Raw genomic sequence first — 23,334 nt, 5'->3', positions numbered from 1 at the left:
GGCCCACTTATGACCGATACTCCTGCGCCCGCCCGCGATTACCGCGACACCGTCTTCCTGCCGAAGACCGACTTCCCGATGAAGGCGGGCCTCGCCGCGAAGGAGCCGGCGATCCTCGAGCGTTGGGCGAAACTCGGCATCTACGACCGGCTGCGCGAACAGCGGCTCGGGCGCGAGCGGTTCATCCTGCACGACGGCCCGCCCTATGCGAACGGCGACATCCACATGGGTCACGCCATGAACAAGGTGCTGAAGGACATCATCGTCCGCTCGCAATCCCTGATGGGCAAGGACGCGCCGTACGTCCCCGGCTGGGACTGCCACGGCCTTCCGATCGAGTGGAAGGTCGAGGAAGCGTATCGCGCGAAGAAGCTCAACAAGGACGACGTCCCCGTCGACCAGTTCCGCGCCGAATGCCGCGCCTATGCCGAGAAATGGGTCGCCGTGCAGAAGGCCGAGTTCGAGCGGCTCGGCGTGATGGGCGACTGGGCCGATCCGTACCTCACGATGAAGTACGAGGCGGAAGCGACGATCGTCGGCGAGCTGCTCAAGTTCGCCGAGAGCGGCCAGCTGTACCGCGGTGCGAAGCCCGTGATGTGGTCCCCGGTCGAGAAGACCGCGCTCGCCGAGGCCGAGGTCGAGTATGAGGACATCGTCTCGACTCAGATCGACGTCGCGTTCGAGATCGTCGACGCGCCGAACGCACCCGAACTGGTCGGCGCGCATGCGGTGATCTGGACGACGACGCCGTGGACGATCCCGGTGAACCAGGCGCTGAGCTATGGGCCTGAGATCGAGTATGTGCTGCTGGCGGACGGCGATCGCCGGTTCCTGATCGCAGACGCGCTCGTCGGTAGTTTCAATGCCCGTACCCTCTCCTCCCGTCATCCCGGCGAAAGCCGGGACCCACTTACCCAAGTGGGAGACGGCGGTGAGGTGGGTCCCGGCGTGCGCCGGGATGACGGAGAAGAGGTTGGTGCAATCGTGTGGCGCGGCAAGGGCTCCGACCTCGCCGACGCCACAGCACGCCACCCAATGCATGCGCTGGGCGGCTTCTTCGCAAAGCCGCGCCCGTTCCTCCCCGGCGAGTTCGTCACGACCGACGCGGGCACCGGGCTCGTCCACATGGCGCCGGACCACGGCGAGGACGATTTCGAGCTCTGCAAGCAATACGGCATCGACCCCGTCTTCGCGATCGACGGCGCAGGCATGTACCGCGCCGACTGGGCCTGGCTCGGCGGGCAAGGATCGGTCATCAACAAGAAGTTCGTGGCTGCTGACGGCCCGATCTGCACCGACCTGCGCGCGAGCGGCGCGCTCCTCGCGGCGAGCGACGACTTCAAGCACAGCTACCCGCATTCGTGGCGCTCGAAGGCCAAGGTGATCTTCCGTGCGACGCCGCAATGGTTCATCCCGATGGATGCGGCCACGCCTCCCTCTCCCCTGCGGGGAGAGGGAGCCGGACGGCAACGGCGCCACGCTGCGCGAAATCGCGCTCGACGCGATCGCCGCCACCACCTGGATCCCCGCGCGCGCCGAAAACCGGATCACGTCGATGGTGCAGGGTCGCCCCGACTGGGTCATCTCGCGCCAGCGTGCCTGGGGCGTCCCGATCGCGTTGTTCGTCAACCGCGCCACCGGCCAGTACCTCAATGACCCCGCGGTCAACGCGCGCATTGTCGAGGCCTTCCGCGCAAACGGTGCGGACGCGTGGTATGCCGACGCCCATCAGGCGCTGCTCGGCCCCGACTATGCCCTCGCCGACTATGAGGTCGTGAAGGACATCCTCGACGTCTGGTTCGATTCGGGCTGCACGCACGCCTTCACCGTCGAGGCGCGCTATGGAGAAGGCACCCGCGCGAACCTGTATCTCGAAGGGTCGGACCAGCATCGCGGCTGGTTCCAGTCGAGCTTGCTCGAAAGCTGCGGCACGCGCGGTCGTGCACCTTACGATGCGGTCCTCACGCACGGCTTCGCGCTCGACGGCCAGGGGCGGAAGATGTCGAAGAGCCTCGGCAACGTCGTCGATCCGCTCAAGATCATCGGCGAAAGCGGCGCGGACATCCTGCGCATGTGGGTCGCCTCCACCGACTATTTCGACGACGTGAAGATTGGCAAGGAAGTCCTCGCCACCGCCTCCGACGCGTACCGGAAACTGCGCAACACGTTCCGCTACATGCTCGGCGCGCTCGAAGATTTCGACGAGTCGGAGCGCGTCGCGGTCTCCGACATGCCCGAGCTCGAGCGCTACGTGCTTCACCGGCTCGGCATGATCGACACCGAACTGCGCCAGGCCGCGGAGGCGTATGAGTTCAACCGCTACACGCGCCTGCTGACCGACTTCGCGAACGAGGATCTGTCCGCGTTCTTCTTCGATATCCGCAAGGATTCGCTCTATTGCGACGCGCCGAGCGACATCAAGCGCCGGTCATACCGCACGGTGCTGGACGTGCTGTTCCACGCGCTCGTCCGCTACGCAGCACCGGTGCTGTGCTTCACCACCGAGGAAGTCTGGCAGGCGCGTTTCCCGAGCGATGACAGCTCGGTGCATTACCTCGAATGGCCGTCGCTCCCGTCGCTCGACGCGGACGACGTGATCGGCAGCAAATGGCGCAAGATCCGCGACCTCCGCGTCGCCGTCACCGAGGCGATCGAGCCGCTGCGCCGCGAGAAGACGGTCCGCTCCAGCCTCGAGGCCGAAGTCACCGTCCCCGCAATGCTGCTCGACGCCGACGCGCTGGCCGAGGCGTTCATCGTCGCCAAGGTCACGCCGGGCGCCGCGGTCACCGTGACGCGCACCGACTTCCACAAGTGCGGCCGCTGCTGGCGCCACCTCCCCGAGGTGACGGTCGATGGCGAGTTGTGCGATCGTTGCGAAGAGGTCGTGGATCATGCGTAACCTGCCCAAGGCCGGCTTTGCAGCCGCGATCGTCCTCTTCCTCGCCGACCAGCTCAGCAAATGGGCGGTAACGAAGCCGCTCGGGATCGATTCGCTCGGCGATGCGCGGACGATCACGTCGTTCTTCGACCTGCGCTTCGTGCCCAATATCGGCATCTCGCTCGGGCTGCTGCCCGCCGACGGCCACCTGACGCGCTGGGCGCTGGTGCTGCTGACGGGTGCGATTTCGGTCGGCGTCGCGGTGTGGATGACGCGCGAGAAGAACCCCGCCGATCAGATCGCGCTCGGCTTCGTGCTCGGCGGCGCGGTCGGCAATATCCTCGACCGGATCCGGCTCGGTTATGTCGTCGATTTCGCCGATCTGCATATCGGCGAATGGCGTCCGTTTTTGGTCTTCAATGTCGCCGATGCAGCGATTACTGTCGGCGTGCTCGTCCTGCTTGTCCGGGCGCTGCTCGTGCGCGAGAAGCCCCCTGTGGAGAATTCCCATGCGTAAGTTTGTGCCCCTGGCTGCCGGTCTGGCGAGCGTTGCGTTGCTGTCCGGTTGCGGCGCCGGCAAGAGCCTCGACCGCGCGCGCCCGGACGAGTTCGCCGTCGCGCGTCAGGCGCCTCTCGTGATCCCGCCCGACTTCGCGCTGGTCCCGCCGCAGCCGGGCGCCGCGCGCCCGCAGGACACCGCCGCCAACGCACAGACGCTCGACGCGCTGTTCGGCGGCACGGCAGCGCGCAGTGCGGCCGAAGCCGGCGTCATTGGCGAGGCGGGGCAGAACAATGCCGACCCCGGCATCCGTTCGACCGCAGGCGATCCGGGCACGACGGTGGTCGACAAGGGCTCGACGACCCGCGACATCGTCGCGGCGCCCGAGGGTGACGGTCAGGACGCACGCGCTTCGGCAAACTGATCGGGACATACCGGCACACGTGACAAAGGGCGGCCCCGCGAGGAGCCGCCCTTTTTCGTAAGTCCGGTGCGTTGGCGGCGGCGCGGCATGCGGTGCAATCGCAGTGGTCGGTCACCCCGCAAGACGAGGGTTGCTTGCCAAAGCGACCGCCCCCGCCCCCGCGGGACACCCCATCCGACGATGGGGTGCCGCTATGAGGGGGGCGACGTATGCTGTGCGCGGGCGTCTATTCAGAACGCCGCGGTGAGCGATACGACGACCTTGCCCCCGGCGATCGAGCCGACACCGTCCTGGCCGCGACTGAAGCTCGGCTGAAGATAGGCGGATTCGCCCTTGCCGATGTCGGTATCGACATAGGCCACGCCGAGCGTCAGCGGGGTCGTCGGGATCACATAGTCGGCGCCGAACAGCCAGTCGAAATACTCGCCGGTCGGCGACACGCTGGTCGCGAACGGGCCAAGGCCCTTGTTGCCGTTCGAATAGCCGACATGCGCCTTCACGGTCAGGCCGGTGTCCGGAATACCGCTGCTGACATCGCCCCAGAGATAGAGGTTGTCATCCTTGGCATTGACCCGGTCGTAGACGCCGTTCGCCGCCGAGGTGCCGTTCGTGTACCAGGGACCAAGCGCCTGCTGCTTGGGCGCGTAAGCGACGCCGGCGAGCAGTGCGACGGGGCCGACGGTGCCCGACAGCTTGGCATAAGGCTCGATGAAGTCGGTATTGTCGAACCCGGCGGGATACATGTACCAGGTCGCACCGACGTCGAGCGCGCCGCCGCCGACGGGAACCTTGTACCCCGCGATCAGGTCGAGCTCCATGTTGGCACCGCCGAACGTACCCCAGCCCGAGAGGTTGGACCCCCAAGTGCCGATGTAGATCCCGCTTTCATGCGCGATCGTGATGCCGCCCTGTACGGCCAGATTTTCGTCCGACTGCGATACGCCGCGAAAGCGGTAATCGCTGACGAGACCGACGGAGCCAGACACGGTCACCGGCTTTGGCGGCGCGGTGTCCTGGGCAAAGACGGGCGTGGCGGCGGCCAGCGCAACGCCGCCGAGGAGAAGAGTGGAGAAGCGCATCGTTTCCCTTTCGAAACCGGAAGTCGATGTCCCCGCCTGCAACCGCGGACGCCATGTCTATCGAGGCGAAGCCTCCGAGCCTGGTCTTTCCTGCGGTGATTAATCTGTGACAGCGCATGGTGCGGCGCACAAGGTATATTGCGTACGGCCCAGCATTGACGCGCATATGATGCGCAATCACCACACTCTACCTTAGTTTATCATATTATATCGCGTCCCCGTCCCTGATGGGCGCACCCCGCTCGCACGAGGCTCCGATCTCCTAGGCCAGCGCCTGACGGTACGCAGCGAGACCGGCGTCGAGGTCGGCGATCAGGTCGTCGGGGTCTTCGAGGCCGATCTGCAGACGAACCATCGGGCCTGCCGCCTCGCGCCGCGTGACGCTGCGATAGCGGTGCGGATCGACGGGGATGGCGAGGCTTTCGAACCCGCCCCAGCTGTAGCCGATCCCGAACAATTGCAGCGTGTCGATCAACGCGGCGCGGGCAGCGTCGCTGCCGCCGTTCAACGCGAACGAGAATAGTCCGCTCGATCCCTTGAAGTCGCGCGCGAAGATCGCGTGCCCGGGACAGTCGGGAAGCGCGGGGTGCAGGACCTGTGCAACCTCGGGCCGCGACCGCAGCCACTCCGCGATCCGGAGCGCACTCGACTGATGCTGCGCGAGACGGACCGCCATCGTTCGCAGCCCCCGACTGCCGAGCCAGCAGTCGTCGGGGCTCGCGACCTGCCCGAGCTGGAAGCTCGTCTCGCGAAGCCGTGCGAAATGACCGGCGCCCGCGGTTACCGACCCGAGCATGACGTCCGAATGACCGACGACATATTTGGTCCCCGCAAGGATCGTCAGGTCGACGCCGTGCTGGATCGCCGGGAAAAACAGCGGTGTCGCCCATGTGTTGTCGAGCAATGTCGTGACGCCGCGCGCGCGCGCCGCGGCGACGATCGCGGGGACGTCCTGCACCTCGAACGTCAGCGAGCCGGGGCTTTCCATGAAGATCGCCCGGGTCCTGTCGCCAATGAGGTCGGCGATACCCGCGCCGATCAGCGGGTCGTAAAAGCGCGTGGTGATGCCGAACCGCTTGAGCAGCCCGTTCGCCATCCCGCGCGTCGGATCATAGGCGCTGTCCACCAGCAGGAGTTCGTCGCCCGGAGACAGCACGGACAGCAACGCCGCGGCAATCGCGGCGACACCCGAGCAATAGAGAAAGGTCCCCTCCGCACCCGGCTCGAGCGAGGTGAGCGCGTCGGCAAGGCTCCATTGCGTCGGCGTGCCCTTGCGCCCGTAAAAGAGCCTGTGGTGCGTGTCGCGCGTCGCGCTGTCGCGCAGGTGCGCGACCGAGTCGTACAGAATCGTCGACGCGCGCCACACGGGCGGGCTGACGATCGCCCCCTCGCCGACGCCGCGCGTCCATTCGGCGCGGCGCCCCGCCAGCACGACCTTCGTGGCATCGCCGACGCGCTTGTCCGTGTCGCTCACTGGTCGCTCCCGTCGCGGCGCACCGCCTTGGGCGTGTCAGGGTCGCCGCCCCATTCCGACCAGCTGCCATCATATAACGCAGCATCGTGGCCGAGCAGGTGTGCGCCAAAGATGAGCACGGCGGCGGTGATCCCCGACCCGCATGTCGTGACGATCGGTTTGCCAAGGTCCACCCCCGCGCTGTCGAAGGCCGCGCGCAACGCGTCACCCGTCTTCCAGCTTCCGTCGGCGTTGAACAGCGCGGTTTGCGGCAGGTTGGCCGATCCGGGAATATGGCCGGCCGCCGTGCCCGGTCGCGGATCGCCCTCGGCGCCGGTGAACCGTGCCGCGGACCGGGCGTCGAGTATCTGCTCCCCGCCACCGTCGAGATTTGCCCTGATCTGGCCGAGGTTGCGTACCCCGCTTCGGTCTTCGGTGACCGTAAAGCGAGCCGCTCGCGGCGCCGCGATGCCCGCCTCGACATCGCGCGACTCCGCGCGCCACTTGGCGAGCCCGCCGTCGAGAATCGCGACGTCGCGCGCACCGAACAGCCGCAGCATGAACCAGGCACGCGCTGACGTATGCCAGGGCGACGTATCGTAAATGACGATGCGATCCCCGTCGCCGATCCCGAGCGCCTGCATATGGGCGCCGAATTTCTCGGCCGAGGGCAGCATGTTCGGCAGGTCGCTCGCGGTATCGCGCAACGCGGCAAGGTTCAGGAACACCGCGCCGGGAATATGCGCTGCGGAATACTCCGCGGCAGCATCGCGTCCCTCGGCATAGGTCGCGTCGACGATCCGGAGATCGGGCGCGCCCAGTTCGTTCGCCAACCACTCGGTGCTCACCAACGCGTCCATGCTGAATCCCCTGTCGTTGCCCCATCGTCTAGACAGCGATGACGCGCGCGTCGAGCGAGCGCTGGCGTCGGGCGCGGCATCTGGCCCGACCGCGCGCCAGCCGTCGCGCTATCGTTTGAAGATCAGCCCCACCGTGACGGCCAGGCCGATGAGCGCAACCATCTGAACGGTCGGCCAGTCGATCCAGCCAACCGCATCGGGATCGCGCCGCAAGCGGCGGCGGCGCGCGCCCAGCCCGGCCGCCACGGCGAGCGCGGCACACCCGCCGCTCGCTGCCCACAGACCCATCGCCATGTCAGGATCCGAGCTTCTCGACCTTGTCCTGGAGATTGGCGAGTTCCGACCGCAGCGCAGCGATCTCGTCGTCCTTGCTCGCTGCGGGCTTGGCCCCTGGCGCAGCACCCGGCGCGGCAGCGCCGTTTGCGGGTGCGAACGCCTGAGCGGCAACGTCGAACATCGCGATGTTGCGCTTGGCGATGTCGGCAAACGGCGAATGTGCAAACGCACCCTCGACCGCCGACTTGAACTGTTCCTGATTACGACGGAAACTGTCCATCGAAGCCTCGAGATACCCCGGCACCATCTTCTGCATGGAGTCGCCGTACATCGAGATAAGCTGACGGAGGAAATTCACGGGCAACATCGTCTCGCCGCGGCTTTCCTCCTCCATGATGATCTGCGTGAGGACGTTGTGCGTGATATCCTCATCGGTTTTGGCATCGACGACCTTGAAGTCGCGCCCTTCGCGCGTCATCGTCGCGAGATGCTCCAGCGTGATGTACGATGACGTCTCGGTATTATACAGTCGCCTGTTGGCGTACTTCTTGATGACGACAAGCCCGTCTACCGTGCCTTGCTTCTTCATATGCAGCCCCTCCACGTGACTAGACCGAACGCTACGCGCTTTGACATTGCGCCGCAACATGGTCCACGCCCGCTGCCCCTGTTCCTCAAAATGCTGCGCAGCGAAACCGCAGCATCGGCGGCGACACGGGCTGCCGCGCTCGCCGGCCTTAGGGCATTCCAGTCGGCACCCCGCGCCGCGCCGATGCCCGCCCGCCCGGTGCTCGACGCGGTGGGGCGGGTGACGCTGCGGAGCTATGGCGACCCGTCGGCGGGGAAACCGGCGATCGTCGTCGTCCCGTCGCTCATCAACCCCGCGGCGATCCTCGACCTGTCCGAACGGACGTCGCTCATGCGCTGGCTGGCAGACCGAGGGTGGCAGGCTTGCCTCGTCGATTGGGGGAATCCGGGCGATGCAGATAGTCATCTCGACCTGACCGCGCATGTCGAGCAGCTGCTCGTGCCGCTGCTGCGGCGTTTCGCGACGCCGCCGGTCGTGGTGGGCTATTGTCTGGGCGGGACGCTCGCGATGGCCGCCGCCGCGGCGATGCCCCTGGCCGGGCTCGCCACGATCGCCGCACCATGGCATTTTGCAGGATATGGCGACCCGGCCCGCGCCGACATGGCGAGGCTATGGCGCGCGGCCAAACCCTTCGCAAAGGCGCTCGACATCCTGCCGATGGAGGTGCTGCAAAGCGGGTTCTGGCGGCTCGCGCCGGCGCAGACGATTGCCAAATATGCGGCCTTTGCCGATCTCGTCCCCGACAGCGACGCGGCGCGTGCGTTCGTGCGGCTCGAGGACTGGGCCAATGGCGGTGCACCGCTGCCGCGCGCCGCCGCCGCAGCGTTGTTCGAGGACATGATCGCCGCCGATCTCCCGGGACGCGGCCTGTGGCGCATCGGCAATCGGCGTATCGATCCTGCCGCGCTGTCCTGCCCAGCCGTCGAGTTCGTCTCGCGGAACGATGCGATCGTGCCTGCCGCTACCGCAGCGGGGCTACAAGACCGCCGCGACGTTGCTGCGGGGCATGTCGGGATGATCGTGGGGAGCAAGGCGCGCGATCAGCTGTGGGAACCATTGGCGAACTGGATTGGCGCGCTCGAGACGCCTACATAAAACAAAACGAAAGGACCCGTCATGACCAGCAGCCCGAACGACATCGTCATCACCGCGGCCAAGCGGACCCCCGTTGGCAGTTTCCTTGGCGCGTTCGCGGCGGTGCCGGCGCACGAGCTCGGCCGGATCGCGATCGAGGCCGCGCTCGAACAGGCAGGCGTCGCAGGCGCCGACGTGTCCGAAGTGATCCTGGGCCAGGTGCTGACCGCCGCGCAGGGGCAGAACCCGGCGCGCCAGGCATCGATGGCGGCGGGGGTTCCGAAAGAGGTCCCGGCATGGGGCGTCAATCAGGTCTGCGGTTCGGGTCTGCGCGCGGTGGCGCTGGCGTGCCAGGCGATCCAGACCGGCGATGCGACGATCGTCGTCGCCGGCGGACAGGAGTCGATGTCGCTTTCCGCGCATGCGCAGTCGATCCGCGGCGGACAGAAGATGGGCAATCTCAGCCTCGTCGACACGATGGTGAGCGACGGGCTGACCGACGTCTTCAACGGCTATCACATGGGCATCACGGCAGAAAATCTTGCCGAGCAATATCAGGTCACACGCGGTGACCAGGACGCCTTTTCGGTCGGCTCACAGAACAAGGCGGAGGCCGCGCGCAGCTCCGGTCGCTTCGCCGACGAGATCGCGCCGGTGACGATCAAGGGCCGCAAGGGCGACGTGGTGGTGTCCGACGACGAATATATCCGCGCAGGCGCGACGATCGAAAGCGTTTCGGCGGTGCGGCCCGCGTTCAAGAAGGACGGCACCGTGACCGCGGCGAATGCGAGCGGCCTGAACGACGGTGCGGCCGCGCTGGTGATGATGCGCCGCGACGAGGCCGAACGCCGCGGCACGCCCGTTCTGGCGACGATCCGCAGCTGGGCGTCGGCGGGGGTCGACCCATCGGTCATGGGGATCGGTCCGGTCCCTGCGACCCGGCGTGCGCTCGAGAAGGCCGGTTGGCAGATCGGCGACCTCGACCTGATCGAGGCGAATGAGGCGTTCGCCGCGCAGGCGCTCTCGGTCGGCAAGGAACTTGGCTGGGACGCGGACAAGGTCAACGTCAACGGTGGCGCGATCGCGATCGGTCATCCGATCGGCGCAAGCGGCGCACGCGTGCTGACCACGCTGATCTACGAAATGCTCAAGCGCGATTCGAAGAAGGGTCTCGCGACCCTGTGCATCGGCGGCGGCATGGGCATCGCCATGTGTCTCGAGCGTTGAACCAGTGTGTCAAAAAGACAACGAAGCCTAACATTATGACAATTTGTTCATGATCGTGTCATAAAGCGGTTGCGTTGCACCCCGTCCGTTTGGCAGCTTCGGTCTAGTTGATCGAAGTATCAAAGTCAGGGGTTTACATGAGTTTGTGTCGTTTTTTGAGCGCTACGGCGCTGATGGGGTCGTTTGCCTTGGCTACGCCGGCATTGGCGCAGGCGTCACCCTCCGATACGGCGGCGCAAACGCCGGTCGCGCCCACGGGCTCACTGACGTCGCCTGCCGCAGCCGTCGAGCAGGATGTAAACGCTCAAGATCAGGCAGCGGATTCTGAAATTCTCGTGACTGGGTCGCGCATCCGTTCGACCAGGGCCGATGCTGCTGTTCCCGTGACGTCCATCACGGCCACCGAACTGCTCGGCGCGCGCGGCGACGTGTCGGTCGGCGACGCGCTGAACCAGCTTCCGCAGTTCCGTGCCACGTTCAGCCAGGCAAACTCGACCGCCAGCATCGGCACTGCCGGGCTCAGCCTGCTCGATTTGCGCGGTCTTGGCGCCGCCCGTACGCTCACGCTGGTCAACGGTCGCCGCGTCGTCACGGCCGTACCGGGGTCCTATACCCCCGACGTCAGCACGATCCCGTTCGATCTGATCGAGCGCGTCGATGTCGTCACCGGCGGCAACTCCGCACTCTATGGTTCGGACGCGATCGCGGGTGTCGCGAATTTCATCCTGCGTCGTGATTTTGAAGGTTTTCGCATTCGGGGCCAGGGCGGCGTAACCAGCTATGGTGACCGCGGCACGTATCTCGTCAGCGGTATCGCCGGCCACAATTACCTCGACGGCAAGGTGAACGTCACCGTGTCGGGCGAATATAGCCGCGCAAATTCGCTGTTTTATGCTGATCGCGACTATCTGGGGGCATATACGGGTACGCCCGCGTTCATTAACTCGCAGATCACGACCGCGCCCAACCGCAATTTCGATGGCGTACCCAATACGAGCTTCGTGTCGCGTGGTTCCGTGTTCGGCAACCGATCCACCGGCGGAACGATCGTCCCGACCTGCCCAACCGCAATCGCCGGAAACGCCGCCAACGCGGCACAACGCGCGGCGATCTGCACCGGAACGACAAGCCCGACCGGGACCGCGCTCGCGAACAATTTCGTGTTCAACCCCGATGGCTCGATCTTGAAGGATTCGCCGGCAACCACGGGTCTCGTCGACAATCGTCAGATCGGCGGCGGCTTTCTGTTCGGCAGGACTGCAACAGGCGTAGAAGACGCGATGCTGCTGCCCTCACAGGATCGCTTCATTGCGAACCTGATGATCCGCACTGATTTCTCGCGTGCCTTCAAGCCGTTCCTCGAAGCGACCGTGGTACAGGTCAAGGTTGAGCAGCAGTCGACGCAGCCAACCTTCAATGGCGGCACTTTGACCGCCAACTACAGCTATAACAATCCATTCCTCACGCCTGCCTCGCGTGACACGCTTATCACTATCCTCAATCCAACGGCCGCACAGATTGCGACCGGAACCTTCCAGCTCAACCGCTTCAACAATGATTTCGGTACCCGCGCGGAGTTCCACACGCGCAAGACCTATCGCGGGGTGATCGGCGTCGAGGGCGATATCAGCGACACCGGCAATCTCCACTACGAGGTGGTCGGCAATTACGGCCGTACCGAAAACCTGTACCGCACCGGCGGCAACGTCCTGATCGCAAACTATAATCGCGCCGCCGCTGCGGTGGTCGCCCCGACGGCATTCGCGGGGCAGAACTTCGTCCTGAACTCCGCCGGTCAGCGCGTGATCTGTTCGGTCAACGCAGTGACGAACGTGGATCCGGGTTGCTTCCCGCTTAACCCCTTTGGGCGTGGTGCATTCGACTCGCGCGCGCTTGATTACGTCCTGTATACCTCGACCCGCAATCAATGGGCAGAACAGATCAACGCGACAGCGTTCCTGTCCGGTGACTCCAGTGGCGTATTCACGCTTCCAGGGGGGCCGGTCGGTTTTGCCGGCGGTCTCGAATATCGCCGCGAAGACGCATTCTCGGGTCTTGATCCGATCACCGCATCGAACCAGACCTTTCTCAATCCCGCGGCAGCGTTCAACCCGCCAGCCGTCGAGATCAAGGAGGCCTATGGCGAGCTGAGAGTGCCGCTGCTGGCGAACCTGCCGCTGATCCAGGAACTTACCGGTGAGGGCGCGGTTCGCGTATCTGACTATGGCGGGACCACGGGCAGCGTCACGGCCTGGAACGCCGGCCTGAACTGGTCGCCCGTCCGGTCGCTTCGTTTCCGCGCGACCTATGCTCGCTCGGTACGTGCGCCAAACCTCTCGAACCTTTACGCCACGGCGGCAACGACCTTCCTCAACGGTCTTGCCGATCCCTGCAATCAGGCGGCCGGTGTCGGCGTCAGCCAAACGAGCAACATTTCGACAAATCCAAACCGCGCTCGCAACTGCGCCGCAGCAGGCGTTCCGACTACGATTCTGAACCCAACGACCGGCCTCAGCACGCCGTGGACGAACATCTCCACCGGCGGCATCCCCGGCATCAACCAAGGCAATCTCGCGCTGACGCCTGAAGTCGGCAACAGCTTTACCGCCGGTTTCGTCTTCACGCCCGAGTTCGTGCCCGGATTGGTTATCAAGGCCGACTACTATAACATCCGGGTCAACAATGTGATTTCCGGTCTCTCCGGCCAGGCAATCATCGACCGCTGCTATGACGACCCTACCGGCCTCGACAATATCTTCTGCGCCGCGGTCTTCCGTCGTAGCACGAATGATCCGATCACCAATCTGACGTTCAACGGACAGACGGGCCGCACGATCGATGGCGTACAGGTGCCTGCCTTCCCGGTCGCCGGTAACGGTGTCTCGTTCCTCAACCAGCCATACAACTTCGCGCAGCTGAGGACCCGAGGTATTGATCTCGACACGGCCTATACAAAGAAGTTCAGCGAGGATATCGGGATCAACCTGCGCGTCGTCGTCAGCTATCTGATGGATCGTCAGCAGTTTAATTACATTGCGGAGCCCGGCCGCTTCGACCGTATCGATGGCACGCTGGGCGATCCCAAGTGGCAGGGGCAATTCACTGCCGGCGGAACCTTCGGCATTCTCGACGTCAACTACAATGCGCGATACGTCGGGAAGCAGATCGTATCGGGCCTCAATTACGAAACCTTCTTTCCAAACCAAGGCCGTCCGGCAACAAATCCCGACGCGCGGCCGTTCGTGTTTTACGACCCCGTCGTCTATCACAACGTTCGCGTTGGTTTGAACGCAACCGACAAATATCGTTTCTACTTCGGCGTCGACAATCTTTCAAACGAGCTGCCGCCGTTCGAACTTGCAGGTAACGAGAATTTCACCAGCGGGTCGACCGCATCCATCTATCCGAATACTGGCCGTTTCTTCTATGCCGGTGTCGAAGCCAAGTTCTAACGTCCTTAAAACTCAGAAACTTAAAGGCAGCCCCCAAGGCTGCCTTTTTTTTTCGTCTGTGTTCGATCGCCATCGCGAGCGCTGTATGCCGCCGAATGACGCCACCCTCAGTCCCATGCGCGTGAATAACGTGATCCCAGGCTCGTCAGCAGCTCATACTGCGACATATCCGAACATTGGGCCGCGGCGGGGAGCGTGAAATCCAAAGATACCCAGTCCCCTTCCTCAGAATTGGCCGCCTTGGTAACGTCGATGGCGAGCAAATCCATCGACACACGGCCGATGACCGGCGCCGCCACGCCTTGGACGGACGCCATGCCCCTGTCGGAAAACCCGCGGAAATAGCCGTCTGCATAGCCAAGGTTGATGATTGCGATCTCGGTATCGGCCGCCGCCGCCCAGGTCGCGTTATAGCCGACCGTCTGTCCCGCACCCACACGCCGACGTTGCAGGATCTGAGCCTGGGGAAGAACCACCTGCCGGATGAGTGGGCCATATTCCGCCCGCGGCACGCCGCCATAGAGTGCAAGTCCGGGACGCGTGAGATCAAACGCATAGCCCTCCCCCAGCGCGATCCCTGCGGAGTTCGCCAGGCTCATCCGCCGCGCGCCTGTCGCCCCGCTCAACGCAGCGAAGCGATCGCGCTGGACGGCGTTCATCGGCGAGCGCTCGTCGGCGCACGCGAGGTGGCTCATCACCGTTTCGATCGCGAGTCCGTCGAGCAATCCGCCCGCGATGTCGTCGGCCGAAACGCCGAGCCGGTTCATGCCCGTGTCGACCATCACGTCGCATGCCCCGCCACCGGCGGCTTTCCACCGGGCGACCTGCGCGGGTGTGTTCAGGACGGGGCGGGCAAAGCCTGCGAGCGCGGCGGGCATGTCCTCGGCGCGGAGGCCGTGCAGCACCGAGACGGTCAGGCCGAGTGGTGCCAGTTCGGCGGCTTCCTGCCAGTTCGAGACGAAAAAGTCGCGACAGCCTGCTTTTGCGAGACGGGCGGCGACCTGCGTCGCGCCCAGCCCGTAACCATTCGCCTTGACCGCCGCACCGCAGGCGGCGGTCCCGCTCATGCGGTCGAGCGTCTGCCAGTTGCGGACGAGAGCGTCGCCGTCGAGGCGCAGGCGGAGCGGGGCAGGAATGTCGATCACCCGCGCGGGATAGTGCGGTCGCGCGGCATCGTCGATGACCTTCGGACCCGGCGGTGCGGGTTCACGCCCATCCGACCGGTGGCTTTGCCCCCCGGCCACGCGGGCACCGCCCCCTCAAGCGCGCGCCGCATGCGTGCTATCGAAGCGCGTAGCGCAACCCGAGCCATACAGTGCGGGGCGTCGCGCGCTCGACCACCGTACCGCTGCTGATCCCCGCCTCGACGATCTTGTCGAGGAGGTTCTCCGCGCGGGCTTCGACCGTGAGCGCGCGGGTCAGCGGCATTGCAGCAAAGGCATCGATCGTCGTCGCGGGATCGAGACTGCGGCTGTTCTGGTCGTCATCGAACTGGCGTGCGACATGGCGCAGCGTCAGCGACAGCGCGGCGGCGTCGCGGTGCCAGTCGACCGTGCCCGACAGCTGATCGCGCGGTGTCTGCGCGGGGCGAAGGCCGTCCAGGGGCAGTGCAGCCCCCGACGCGTCGACGCGCGATACGACATGCGACCATGACGCCCGCAGCCCGAACGGTCCCGGGCGATACGCGGCATCGAGCTCGAAGCCATGCGCACGGATGGCCTCGAGGTTGCGCCGGACGCGCGACGCGCTGGTCGCGGTCGTCGACAAGGTCACGTTGGCGATCGCGTCGTCGAGCTGGTTGTAGAAATAGGTCGCCGACAGCGTTCCACCGCGTACGGGCGCGAGCGTCACGCCCCCCTCGACGCCCGTCAGACGCTCGGGCGCGAGCATCGGATTCGCCGCGGTCGTATCGTTGCCGACGCGGAATGGTCGGTACAGCTCGTTGAGCGTCGGCAGCCGCCAGCCGCGATAGCCTGCGACGCGCAGCGTGACCGCGTCCGTCGGCGTGTAGGCGATACCCGCCCGCCCCGTCAGCTCGCTGCCATCGCGATTCGCATAGCGGAGGTTGGCAAGCGGCAGACCGCCGGCGACGGGGCGCTCGGAAAGATAGCCGTCCTCGATCTGCCACCAGTCGATTCGCCCGCCCGCGCTGAAGGTCAGGTCGCCGGCAACGACGCTGCCGTCGGCAAATATGCCGGAGGTCACCGAATGGCCTCCCGCCTCGCGACGCCGAGTGGGATTGCCCCCTGAAAAGAAGAACAGCTCCTGCGTCTTGCCCCGCACGTCGCGCACATCGGCACCGATCCGCACCGTGACCGCTTCACCGAGCGGTGGCGCGATCTCGATGCGTGCGCCAAGCCCGGTTGCCGGGGTGTTGTACTGGTCGAGAGACTGGGCCGTCGTCGTGCGTGTCGCGTTGATGCTGCCAAAGTTCGACGCGAACGATCGGGTCTGAAGATAGCCGAGCAGCGAATAGCCCCAGCGGCCACGTCCCACCAGCCGCACACTGGCGTCTGCGCCCTCGCTGCGGTTCGCGGTGAAATCACTCCCGCGGTCGCGCGTGTCGCTGAACGCGCTGGCGTTCACCTGAATCTCGGTGGTCGAATCCAGCCCGACCACCGTGCGGATCGCGCCCGATGCCTGTTCGTACGGCGCAGGTCGGTCGACGGGCCCCCGCGATGACGCAATAGTCGGGATGAAGCCGTCGCCACGCGCATACGCACCGGACACGACCGCGAACCCGGCCCCGCGGACCAGCGATGCGGAACCTTGCGCGTCGACCGCGTCGCGGCTTCCATAGGCGATCCGCGCCTCGAGCGGCGCGAGCTGGTCGGGTGTCGCGCTTTCGAGCTCGACCGTGCCCGCCAGTGCGCCCGGCCCCTGATATCCGCTGCCGCCACCACGCGTGACGCGGATCTGTCCCAGCCGTCCGGTCGCATAAGCGGGAAATGCCACCCAGCCGCCAAAGGGATCGGCCTGGGGAACGCCGTCGAAGACGAGCAGCGCGCGGCTCGACGCGTTGCCACCGATCCCACGCAGCGAGATCCCCTGACTCGTCGGGTTCGCGCTGCGCGAATCGGAGCGTCGGAATTGCTGAAGGCCTGCGACATCGGCCAGCACGCTCTCGAGACGATTGCTCGCATTGGCCGCGATCCGGTCGCGGTCGATCGTGACGATGTCGAATGCGCGGTCCCCGGGCGCCGTACCGAGGCCCCGTCCCGTGACCAGGATAACCGGCGGCTCGTCGGCACGCGTCGCGATCGGCAACGGTTCACCGCCCTGATCGGTCTGCGCGGCACCCTCTGCGGGTATAAGCGCAGGAGACAAAAGGAGGGCGGCGGCGGCACGCAACGCGGGTCTGATCATGCCCGGGCGCATGCCGGTTCGCACCGCACCGCGAAACCCCCTTTGCGCAATTAAAGGTCGCTCGTCCTCGCGTCTGAGGGAACGCCGCCATGCAGCGGCGCCCCCTGCCCCATCAGACCAGTTCGACGGCGATCGCGGTCGCCTCGCCGCCGCCAATGCAAAGCGCGGCAACGCCGGTCTTCAGCCCGCGCGCCTTCAGCGCGGCGACCAGCGTGGCGATGATCCGCGCACCGCTCGCACCGATCGGATGACCGAGCGCGGTGGCACCACCATTGACGTTCAGCTTGTCGCGCGGGATGCCGAGTTCACGCATCGCGATCATCGCGACCGTGGCGAACGCCTCGTTCACCTCGAACAGATCGACATCTTCGACGCGCCATCCGGCCCGATCGAGCACCTTCCGGATGGCCGATACGGGCGCGGTGGTGAACTGGGCCGGCGCATGCGCATGCGCCGCGGTCGCAACGATGCGCGCCTCCTGCGAAAGACCAAGCTTCGCGGCGACGCTCGAACGGGTCAGCACGAGCGCAGCCGCACCATCGGAGATCGACGCCGACGTCGCCGCGGTGATCGTGCCGCCTTTCGCAAAAGCAGGCTTCAGCCCCGGAATCTTGTCCGGCTTGGCCTTGCCCGGCTGTTCGTCCTCGACCACCTCGACATCACCGCCGCGCGTCTTGACCGTAACCGGCACGACCTCTGCGCGAAAATGCCCGTCGGTGACCGCCGCGGTCGCCCGCGCCAGGCTTTCCAGCGCGAACGCGTCCTGTTCGAGCCGCGTGAACTGATAGATCGCGGCGGTGTCCTCGGCGAACGCGCCCATCGGCTTGCCCTTTTCATAGGCGTCCTCGAGGCCGTCCATCATCATCGAATCGGACACGACGTCATGGCCGATCCGCGCGCCGGACCGATGTTTGGCGAGCAGGAACGGCGCGTTGGTCATGCTTTCCATGCCGCCCGCGACGACGACGTCGACGGTACCCGCCTTGAGCGCCTCGAACCCCATGATCGCGGCCTGCATCCCCGACCCGCACATCTTGTTGACGGTGGTCGCCTCGACGGAGTCGGGCAGGCCCGCGCCGAGCGCCGCCTGACGCGCGGGCGCCTGGCCAAGCCCGGCCGGCAGGACGCACCCCATGTAGATCCGGTCGATCAGCGCGGGGTCGACGCCCGAGCGCTCGACCGCGGCCCTGACCGCGGTGGCTCCCAGTTCGGTCGCGGACACGTTCGCGAGCGCGCCCTGAAACCCGCCCATCGGCGTACGAGCAAAGCTGGCAATGATGATCGGATCGTCGGTCATGCTGAATACCCTGCAGAAGCCCGCGCAGCGACGATCGCGGCGCGCCGCCTGGCCCCATGGCCCGGGCACCACCGTCATCCACGCCGCACGAGCGTTTGTGATGGCTCCAAGCCCTACGCGCGGGCCATGGCCTGTCAAGATACCCGGCGACCTGACCGGCGCTCGTGCGCGACATGCTGTAAAACGAAAAAACCCCGGAGGTCCGAAGACCCCCGGGGCTTTCAATGGTGGGCGTGGCAAGGATTGAACTTGCGACCCCTGCGATGTCAACACAGTGCTCTACCACTGAGCTACACGCCCGCCGGAGGGCTCCACTAGGCGAGGATTCCGCGGGGTGCAAGCGCTCAATTCAACCCGGTGACATTATCCATTTCAAAAAGCCGATCGACCTCCGCCACCAGGTCGCGAAGGTGGAACGGCTTCGACAACACGCGCGCCTGCGGCATCGTCTTTCCGGCCTTCAGCGTGACGGCGGCAAAGCCGGTGATGAACATCACCCGGAGATCCTTGCACATCTCGCCAGCGCGCTGCGCGAGTTCGATGCCGTCCATCTCGGGCATGACGATATCGGTCAGCAGCAGGTCGAAGCGTTCCGTCTCGAGCAGCGGAATCGCCGCGGTCCCGCGATCGACCGCGGTCACGGCATAGCCCGAGCGTTGCAACGCCCGCGTCAGATATTCGCGCATGACCTGATCGTCCTCGGCCAGCAGGATTCGCAACATCGATATATTCCCGTGATGAGGCGCCGCGTTACCCCAGAATCGGTTAAGATTTCCAGATCGTTTGCCCGCGATCACGATGCCCCCTACCCTGTATGCGATGCCAGACTCCTCGTTCGACCGCTTCGGCCAGACGCCGCCGACCAGCCCCGTGGTGATTTCGGTCCCGCACGCGGGACGCGAGTATCCGCCCGAGCTGGTGACGGCGCTGCGCGTCCCGCTCTCGGCGGTCATGACGCTGGAGGATCGACGCATCGACGCCGTCGCGATCGCCGCACGACACGATGAGACGATGATCGTCCAGACGCGTGCACGCGCTTGGATCGACCTGAACCGAAGCGAGATGGAACGCGACCCGCGCGTCGACGAAGGCGCCGACCCGACCGCCCAGCCAAAGCCCTCCGCCAAGCTGCGCAGCGGTTTGGGGCTCGTGCCGCGTCGCGCGAGTGCTGCCAGCGACCTGTGGCGGCGACGGTTCACCGACGCCGATATCGTTCGCCGGATCGAACAGGATTACCGCCCCTACCATGCCGCGGTCGGTGACGCGCTCGCCGCCGCGCACGCCAGGTTCGGGATCGCGGTGCTGCTCGACGTGCACTCCATGCCGCCGCTGTCGGCAAACGGCAACGGCGGCAATCCACCGCCCAGGGTGGTCATCGGCGACCGGTTCGGCCGAAGCACCGCGCCGCGGTTCGTAGCCCGGCTGCAGGCAGAAGCAGACGATGCGCGCCTGCCGGTCGCGATCAACGCGCCCTATGCGGGCGGGCACATTCTCGAACGCCACGGACGGCCGTCGACCGGGATCCATGCCCTGCAGCTCGAGTTCGATCGATCGCTCTATCTCGATCGGCAGTTCGATGGGCTTGGTACGGGTTTCGACCGGGTCGTGCACCTGCTGAAGGCGATGCTCGCGGCACTGGGCGACGAGGCTCACGCGACACCCAGACTGGCGGCGGCAGAATAGGCCGGGGACCGCCGACCAAAAAAAACCACCTCGCACATGGTAGCGCGAGGTGGCCTAGGTTCAGGGAGGAGGTACGCTAGAAGCGTACCGTACGGCGCCGCGAAAGGGGGGGACACGATGCCGTACAGGGATAAAATGGGTGAGCCTCGTTTTGGTTCAACCCTCCGCCCAAAAAAATCGATCGCAGCGGCAACCCCCGCCCCGCTGCGATCAATTCGTCAGCCGTTAAGCTGTGGCTGGGGCGTCTTGCCGAGCTGCACCTGACGCGCGAAGATGTCGCGCATCAGCGACAGCGAGAACAGGTGTGCGTAGAGCAGCGGCAACATGCCGGACTTGCTGATCTTGCGCAGCGTGTCGCCGCGCAGGTCGATCAGCTTCTCTTCATTGACCATCTGGAAGCCGCGATAGACGAAAGGCTGGTCGGCGCCGTCGGGCTGGATCGAGACCTCGCCGTCCATCAGCAGATCCATTTCGCGCAGTTCCTTCATGAAGTTCTGCGTGCGGGCACCAGCCTGTTCGAACGATTCGTTGAATGCGAGGATCGCCTTGGTGACTTCGGTCGGCTGGCCGTTCTCGAACAGCGCATCGCCCTCGTCGGATTCGCCCAGCGCGTCCGAGGTCGGATCGAAGCACAGCGAGAGCTCCTGCGCGTCAGGGTGAAGGCGGGCGAGCATGTAGGGGTAGCGGCGCACATAAGCGGGCACGTAGAAGGTGTTCTCGGTCAGCTTGCCGTCATCGCCCATGAAGACGTTGACGCCCTCGTTCAGGCCCATCAGCGCGAGCGGGATGGCGTCGTCGCCGACCGAGAAGACGATCGGCATGTGACGCTGGACCAGCGGGAATTCGTCGACGGTGATCGGCACCGCATGCTGGCCGACGAGGAACGGTGCGCTGTCCTGCGGACGAACCTTGTACTTGGCATGCGTGTCGCTCGAAAGCGGCTCGAGGCCGTTGTAGAAAAGCGGAAGCTGGGCTGCGCTGGCCATCATGGGTCTCCAGTAAGTCGTGAGAGGATCTTGCCGCCAGGACGCCGGCGATTGGCGCGAGGCTCTATGGTGTGACGCGGGCGGGTGCAAGCGTGACAAGCTTGCCAGGGTTGAGCAACCCGTGCGGGTCGAACGCCGCCTTGACCGAGCGGAGGATCGACATCCGGGCCGGCGACGAGAGACGTTCCAGCTCGCCCGTCTTCATCTGGCCGATGCCGTGCTCGGCCGAGATCGATCCGCCGACCGCAACGACGAGGTCGTCGACGAAACACGTCACGACCGCCGCATCCTCGCCGTACCATCGTGCGGGATCGGTGCCCTTTGGCGCGCGGACGTGGAAATGCACGTTGCCGTCGCCGAGATGCCCGAAGCCGCTGGCGCGTGCCCCGGGGAACCGCGCCTCGCATGCGGCGGAGGCGTCGAGCATGAACCGCGGCATCGCATCGACCGGGATCGAGATGTCGTGCTGCGTCGCCGGCCCCAGCGCACGCTCGGCGGCCGACAGCGAATCGCGAATACGCCAGAACGCTGCTGCCTGCGCCTCACTGGCGGCGATCACGGCGTCCTGGGCGAGGCCAGCCTCGAGCGCGGAACCCAGAAGCCGCTCGAGAAGCGCGGCTGGCGACTCACCCTCCGTCGACGGCGCGGTTGCCTCCACCAGCACGTGCCACGCGTGATCGCCGTCGAGCGGCGCGCGGGCCGCAGGATCATGCGCGATCGCGGCGGCAAGCGTCTCTGCCGGCAGGATTTCAAAGCTCTCGATCCGGTCGGTCGCCGCCTGCAGCCGGCGAAGCAGCCGCAACGCGACATCGGGCCCGCTGAGACCGATCCACGCGACGGCGCGGGCTGCGACTGCGGGCACCAGTCGCAGCGTGGCCGCGGTAATGATCGCGAGCGTGCCCTCGGATCCGATCAGCAGCTGATCGATGTCATAGCCGCGATTGTCCTTCTTGAGGGCGGACAGGCCGTCATGCACCGTGCCGTCGAGCAGCACGGCTTCGACACCGGCGACGAGCCCGCGCATCGTGCCGAACCGCAGGACCTGCGTCCCGCCCGCGTTGGTCGAGACGAGCCCGCCGATCGTCGCGCTGCCGCGTGCGCCCAGCGTCAGCGGGAAGCGCAGACCGTGATCGCGCGCCGTCATGTCGAGCGTATCGAGGATCACGCCGGCCTCCGCGATGGCGAGTCCGGCATCCGCATCGACCGCACGGATCCGCGCCATGCGTCGCATCGAAAGCAGGAACGCTCCGCCATCGGCAGGCGGCGTGGCGCCGCCGACCATCGACGTGTTGCCCCCCTGCGGCACGAGTGGCACCCGGTGGTCGCGTGCGGCGACGGCGATCGCGGCGACCTCCTCGGTCGAGCGCGGCGCCAGGATCGCAGGCGCCGCGCCATGAAAACGCCCACGCCAGTCGACGAGCCAGGGCGCGATATCCGACGGATCGATTATGATCGACTTGTGGTCCAGCTGCCGTGACAGCGCTTCGAGCATGTGGGACTGTGCGGGTGTCATCGACGCGCGGCTAAACCCAATTCACCTCTCGTTCAACGCTACACCCTAACGCTTGCAAACGACTCATGGCCCACCCTCGATTTCACACCGCGGCATTGCTCCGCACCGCGCTGCTCGCCGTCGCCGCTCCGGCGAGCGTCGCGGCGTCTTCCGAACCCCGCGCCGGCGTCCTGCCGGTTGCCATGCAGACGTCGATCCATGAACGGATCATCATCCGCGTGCCGCGCATGCTCCGCCGCTCCCAGCCGCAACCCGGCCGCGTGCCGATGTCGGTGCCGCGGCGGTGGAAGGAGCATAAGGGGCCGAAATGCATCGTGGTCGGCGATGTTGCGGGCGCCGTGCTCCGCGACGAACAGGCCGTCGACCTGCTGATGAACGACGGCCGCCGGTTGCGCGCGAAGCTCGATGGGGACTGCAGACCGCTCGATTACTATTCGGGCTTCTATCTGCGACCGGGCGAGGATGGGCTGATCTGCCGTGATCGGGATGCCATCCGGATGCGGTCGGGCGGCAGTTGCGAGATCGACGATTTCAAGACGTTGACCCCCAAACGCTAGCTCACACGCGAAAAATGCGCGTTTTCAGAAGTACACCAGCCGCTTTCCTTGACATTTTGCCGTAAATCCGCGAGCGGCGAAGCGCCTGAGGGAATATGCGCGCCCTCGCTTTCCCGGACAT

The 23,334-nt window shown here is 65.9% G+C and carries 20 protein-coding genes, 1 tRNA gene and 1 pseudogene; 10 read left to right on the top strand and 12 right to left on the bottom strand.

The genetic code is table 11. The features are described 5' to 3' along the window. Positions 1–9 precede the first annotated feature (9 nt). From AC0CH3_RS00285 to AC0CH3_RS00265, 5 genes and pseudogenes are all read left to right on the top strand, one after another. Positions 10–1,656, top strand: coding sequence for a class I tRNA ligase family protein (locus AC0CH3_RS00285; RefSeq protein ID WP_457326098.1), 1,647 nt, complete (start codon positions 10–12; stop codon positions 1,654–1,656). Further along, positions 1,541–2,053 (top strand): annotated as a pseudogene (locus tag AC0CH3_RS00280) (class I tRNA ligase family protein); the annotation flags it as partial. The gene AC0CH3_RS00285 and the pseudogene AC0CH3_RS00280, both read left to right, overlap by 116 nt. Positions 2,054–2,071: 18 nt before the next feature. Beyond that, positions 2,072–2,899 (top strand): class I tRNA ligase family protein, encoded by an 828-nt coding sequence (locus AC0CH3_RS00275; protein WP_457326132.1) that lies wholly within the window; start codon positions 2,072–2,074, stop codon positions 2,897–2,899. Beyond that, positions 2,892–3,395, top strand: a complete 504-nt coding sequence (gene lspA, locus AC0CH3_RS00270; protein WP_056016526.1) for a signal peptidase II — start codon at positions 2,892–2,894, stop codon at positions 3,393–3,395. Before AC0CH3_RS00275 ends, lspA begins: the two co-directional genes overlap by 8 nt. Continuing rightward, entirely contained in the window at positions 3,388–3,801 is a 414-nt protein-coding gene (locus tag AC0CH3_RS00265; protein WP_354304089.1) for a DUF3035 domain-containing protein, read from the top strand. Before lspA ends, AC0CH3_RS00265 begins: the two co-directional genes overlap by 8 nt. Positions 3,802–4,031: 230 nt before the next feature. Here the strand turns inward: AC0CH3_RS00265 and AC0CH3_RS00260 are convergent, their stop codons facing one another. The 5 genes from AC0CH3_RS00260 to phaR form a co-directional block, all read right to left on the bottom strand. Then, a complete protein-coding gene (locus AC0CH3_RS00260) occupies positions 4,032–4,880 on the bottom strand; it encodes a TorF family putative porin (RefSeq protein WP_056016532.1) in 849 nt (282 codons plus the stop codon). Positions 4,881–5,142: 262 nt separating this feature from the next. After that, complete coding sequence (gene metC / locus AC0CH3_RS00255; RefSeq protein WP_354304087.1) at positions 5,143–6,354, bottom strand: cystathionine beta-lyase; 1,212 nt, start codon at positions 6,352–6,354, stop codon at positions 5,143–5,145. After that, a complete protein-coding gene (sseA, locus tag AC0CH3_RS00250; protein ID WP_354304086.1) occupies positions 6,351–7,193 on the bottom strand; it encodes a 3-mercaptopyruvate sulfurtransferase in 843 nt (280 codons plus the stop codon). The genes metC and sseA overlap by 4 nt, the downstream gene beginning before the upstream one ends. 108 nt (positions 7,194–7,301) lie before the next feature. Continuing rightward, positions 7,302–7,487 (bottom strand): hypothetical protein, encoded by a 186-nt coding sequence (locus AC0CH3_RS00245; RefSeq protein WP_056016541.1) that lies wholly within the window; start codon positions 7,485–7,487, stop codon positions 7,302–7,304. Between the two features lies 1 nt (position 7,488). Beyond that, positions 7,489–8,058 carry a polyhydroxyalkanoate synthesis repressor PhaR gene (gene phaR / locus AC0CH3_RS00240; RefSeq protein WP_354304083.1) on the bottom strand — a complete coding sequence of 190 codons (570 nt, stop codon included), beginning with the start codon at positions 8,056–8,058 and terminating at the stop codon, positions 7,489–7,491. A 90-nt stretch (positions 8,059–8,148) separates the two neighbouring features. Here phaR and AC0CH3_RS00235 point away from each other — a divergent pair, with 90 nt between their 5' ends. The 3 genes from AC0CH3_RS00235 (at position 8,149) to AC0CH3_RS00225 (ending at position 13,811) form a co-directional block, all read left to right on the top strand. After that, positions 8,149–9,153 carry an alpha/beta fold hydrolase gene (locus AC0CH3_RS00235; RefSeq protein ID WP_354304082.1) on the top strand — a complete coding sequence of 335 codons (1,005 nt, stop codon included), beginning with the start codon at positions 8,149–8,151 and terminating at the stop codon, positions 9,151–9,153. Positions 9,154–9,174: 21 nt separating this feature from the next. Next, a complete protein-coding gene (locus tag AC0CH3_RS00230) occupies positions 9,175–10,359 on the top strand; it encodes an acetyl-CoA C-acetyltransferase (protein ID WP_354304081.1) in 1,185 nt (394 codons plus the stop codon). 137 nt (positions 10,360–10,496) lie between these two features. Beyond that, complete coding sequence (locus tag AC0CH3_RS00225) at positions 10,497–13,811, top strand: TonB-dependent receptor domain-containing protein (protein WP_354304080.1); 3,315 nt, start codon at positions 10,497–10,499, stop codon at positions 13,809–13,811. A gap of 107 nt (positions 13,812–13,918) precedes the next feature. On the opposite strand, the gene alr is transcribed toward AC0CH3_RS00225, so the two are convergent. The 5 genes from alr to cpdR form a co-directional block, all read right to left on the bottom strand. Then, positions 13,919–14,947, bottom strand: a complete 1,029-nt coding sequence (alr, locus tag AC0CH3_RS00220; RefSeq protein ID WP_354304114.1) for an alanine racemase — start codon at positions 14,945–14,947, stop codon at positions 13,919–13,921. 145 nt (positions 14,948–15,092) lie between these two features. Continuing rightward, positions 15,093–17,177, bottom strand: coding sequence for a TonB-dependent receptor (locus AC0CH3_RS00215; protein WP_354304078.1), 2,085 nt, complete (start codon positions 17,175–17,177; stop codon positions 15,093–15,095). 112 nt (positions 17,178–17,289) lie between these two features. Further along, positions 17,290–18,474: an acetyl-CoA C-acyltransferase gene (locus tag AC0CH3_RS00210; protein ID WP_354304076.1), complete on the bottom strand. Its 1,185-nt coding sequence runs from the start codon at positions 18,472–18,474 to the stop codon at positions 17,290–17,292. Positions 18,475–18,699: 225 nt separating this feature from the next. Continuing rightward, positions 18,700–18,774, bottom strand: a tRNA-Val gene (locus AC0CH3_RS00205). A 44-nt stretch (positions 18,775–18,818) separates the two neighbouring features. Next, the gene (gene cpdR, locus AC0CH3_RS00200; protein ID WP_354304074.1) at positions 18,819–19,196 is read right to left on the bottom strand and encodes a cell cycle two-component system response regulator CpdR; all 378 of its coding nucleotides are present in this window, start codon (positions 19,194–19,196) and stop codon (positions 18,819–18,821) included. Positions 19,197–19,293: 97 nt separating this feature from the next. Between cpdR and AC0CH3_RS00195 the strand changes: the two genes are divergently transcribed. Beyond that, positions 19,294–20,157 (top strand): N-formylglutamate amidohydrolase, encoded by an 864-nt coding sequence (locus AC0CH3_RS00195; protein ID WP_465237452.1) that lies wholly within the window; start codon positions 19,294–19,296, stop codon positions 20,155–20,157. Positions 20,158–20,375: 218 nt separating this feature from the next. Here AC0CH3_RS00195 and AC0CH3_RS00190 read toward each other — a convergent pair whose 3' ends face one another. Further along, a complete protein-coding gene (locus tag AC0CH3_RS00190) occupies positions 20,376–21,143 on the bottom strand; it encodes a SapC family protein (RefSeq protein ID WP_056018828.1) in 768 nt (255 codons plus the stop codon). A gap of 64 nt (positions 21,144–21,207) precedes the next feature. Further along, on the bottom strand, positions 21,208–22,656 hold the full coding sequence (locus AC0CH3_RS00185; protein WP_354304070.1) for an FAD-binding oxidoreductase: 1,449 nt from the start codon (positions 22,654–22,656) through the stop codon (positions 21,208–21,210). A gap of 65 nt (positions 22,657–22,721) precedes the next feature. On the opposite strand from AC0CH3_RS00185, the gene AC0CH3_RS00180 reads away from it, so the two are divergent. Next, a complete protein-coding gene (locus AC0CH3_RS00180) occupies positions 22,722–23,213 on the top strand; it encodes a hypothetical protein (RefSeq protein ID WP_056016568.1) in 492 nt (163 codons plus the stop codon). Positions 23,214–23,334: the final 121 nt, after the last annotated feature.

It is taken from the genome of Sphingomonas sp. AC449, assembly GCF_979253475.1.
Note: the sequence above shows the minus strand (reverse complement) of the source record. Positions and strands in the feature narration are given on the sequence as shown.

Coding starts and splice junctions, on each gene's coding strand:
- AC0CH3_RS00185 (WP_354304070.1), bottom strand. CDS start 22,656: ATGACACCCGCACAGTCCCACATGCTCGAAGCGCTGTCACGGCAGCTG.
- AC0CH3_RS00235 (WP_354304082.1), top strand. CDS start 8,149: ATGCTGCGCAGCGAAACCGCAGCATCGGCGGCGACACGGGCTGCCGCG.
- cpdR (WP_354304074.1), bottom strand. CDS start 19,196: ATGTTGCGAATCCTGCTGGCCGAGGACGATCAGGTCATGCGCGAATAT.
- AC0CH3_RS00265 (WP_354304089.1), top strand. CDS start 3,388: ATGCGTAAGTTTGTGCCCCTGGCTGCCGGTCTGGCGAGCGTTGCGTTG.
- AC0CH3_RS00215 (WP_354304078.1), bottom strand. CDS start 17,177: ATGATCAGACCCGCGTTGCGTGCCGCCGCCGCCCTCCTTTTGTCTCCT.
- AC0CH3_RS00230 (WP_354304081.1), top strand. CDS start 9,175: ATGACCAGCAGCCCGAACGACATCGTCATCACCGCGGCCAAGCGGACC.
- lspA (WP_056016526.1), top strand. CDS start 2,892: ATGCGTAACCTGCCCAAGGCCGGCTTTGCAGCCGCGATCGTCCTCTTC.
- AC0CH3_RS00225 (WP_354304080.1), top strand. CDS start 10,497: ATGAGTTTGTGTCGTTTTTTGAGCGCTACGGCGCTGATGGGGTCGTTT.
- AC0CH3_RS00190 (WP_056018828.1), bottom strand. CDS start 21,143: ATGGCCAGCGCAGCCCAGCTTCCGCTTTTCTACAACGGCCTCGAGCCG.
- AC0CH3_RS00260 (WP_056016532.1), bottom strand. CDS start 4,880: ATGCGCTTCTCCACTCTTCTCCTCGGCGGCGTTGCGCTGGCCGCCGCC.
- AC0CH3_RS00245 (WP_056016541.1), bottom strand. CDS start 7,487: ATGGCGATGGGTCTGTGGGCAGCGAGCGGCGGGTGTGCCGCGCTCGCC.
- phaR (WP_354304083.1), bottom strand. CDS start 8,058: ATGAAGAAGCAAGGCACGGTAGACGGGCTTGTCGTCATCAAGAAGTAC.
- AC0CH3_RS00285 (WP_457326098.1), top strand. CDS start 10: ATGACCGATACTCCTGCGCCCGCCCGCGATTACCGCGACACCGTCTTC.
- sseA (WP_354304086.1), bottom strand. CDS start 7,193: ATGGACGCGTTGGTGAGCACCGAGTGGTTGGCGAACGAACTGGGCGCG.
- AC0CH3_RS00210 (WP_354304076.1), bottom strand. CDS start 18,474: ATGACCGACGATCCGATCATCATTGCCAGCTTTGCTCGTACGCCGATG.
- AC0CH3_RS00180 (WP_056016568.1), top strand. CDS start 22,722: ATGGCCCACCCTCGATTTCACACCGCGGCATTGCTCCGCACCGCGCTG.
- AC0CH3_RS00275 (WP_457326132.1), top strand. CDS start 2,072: ATGTGGGTCGCCTCCACCGACTATTTCGACGACGTGAAGATTGGCAAG.
- AC0CH3_RS00195 (WP_465237452.1), top strand. CDS start 19,294: ATGCCAGACTCCTCGTTCGACCGCTTCGGCCAGACGCCGCCGACCAGC.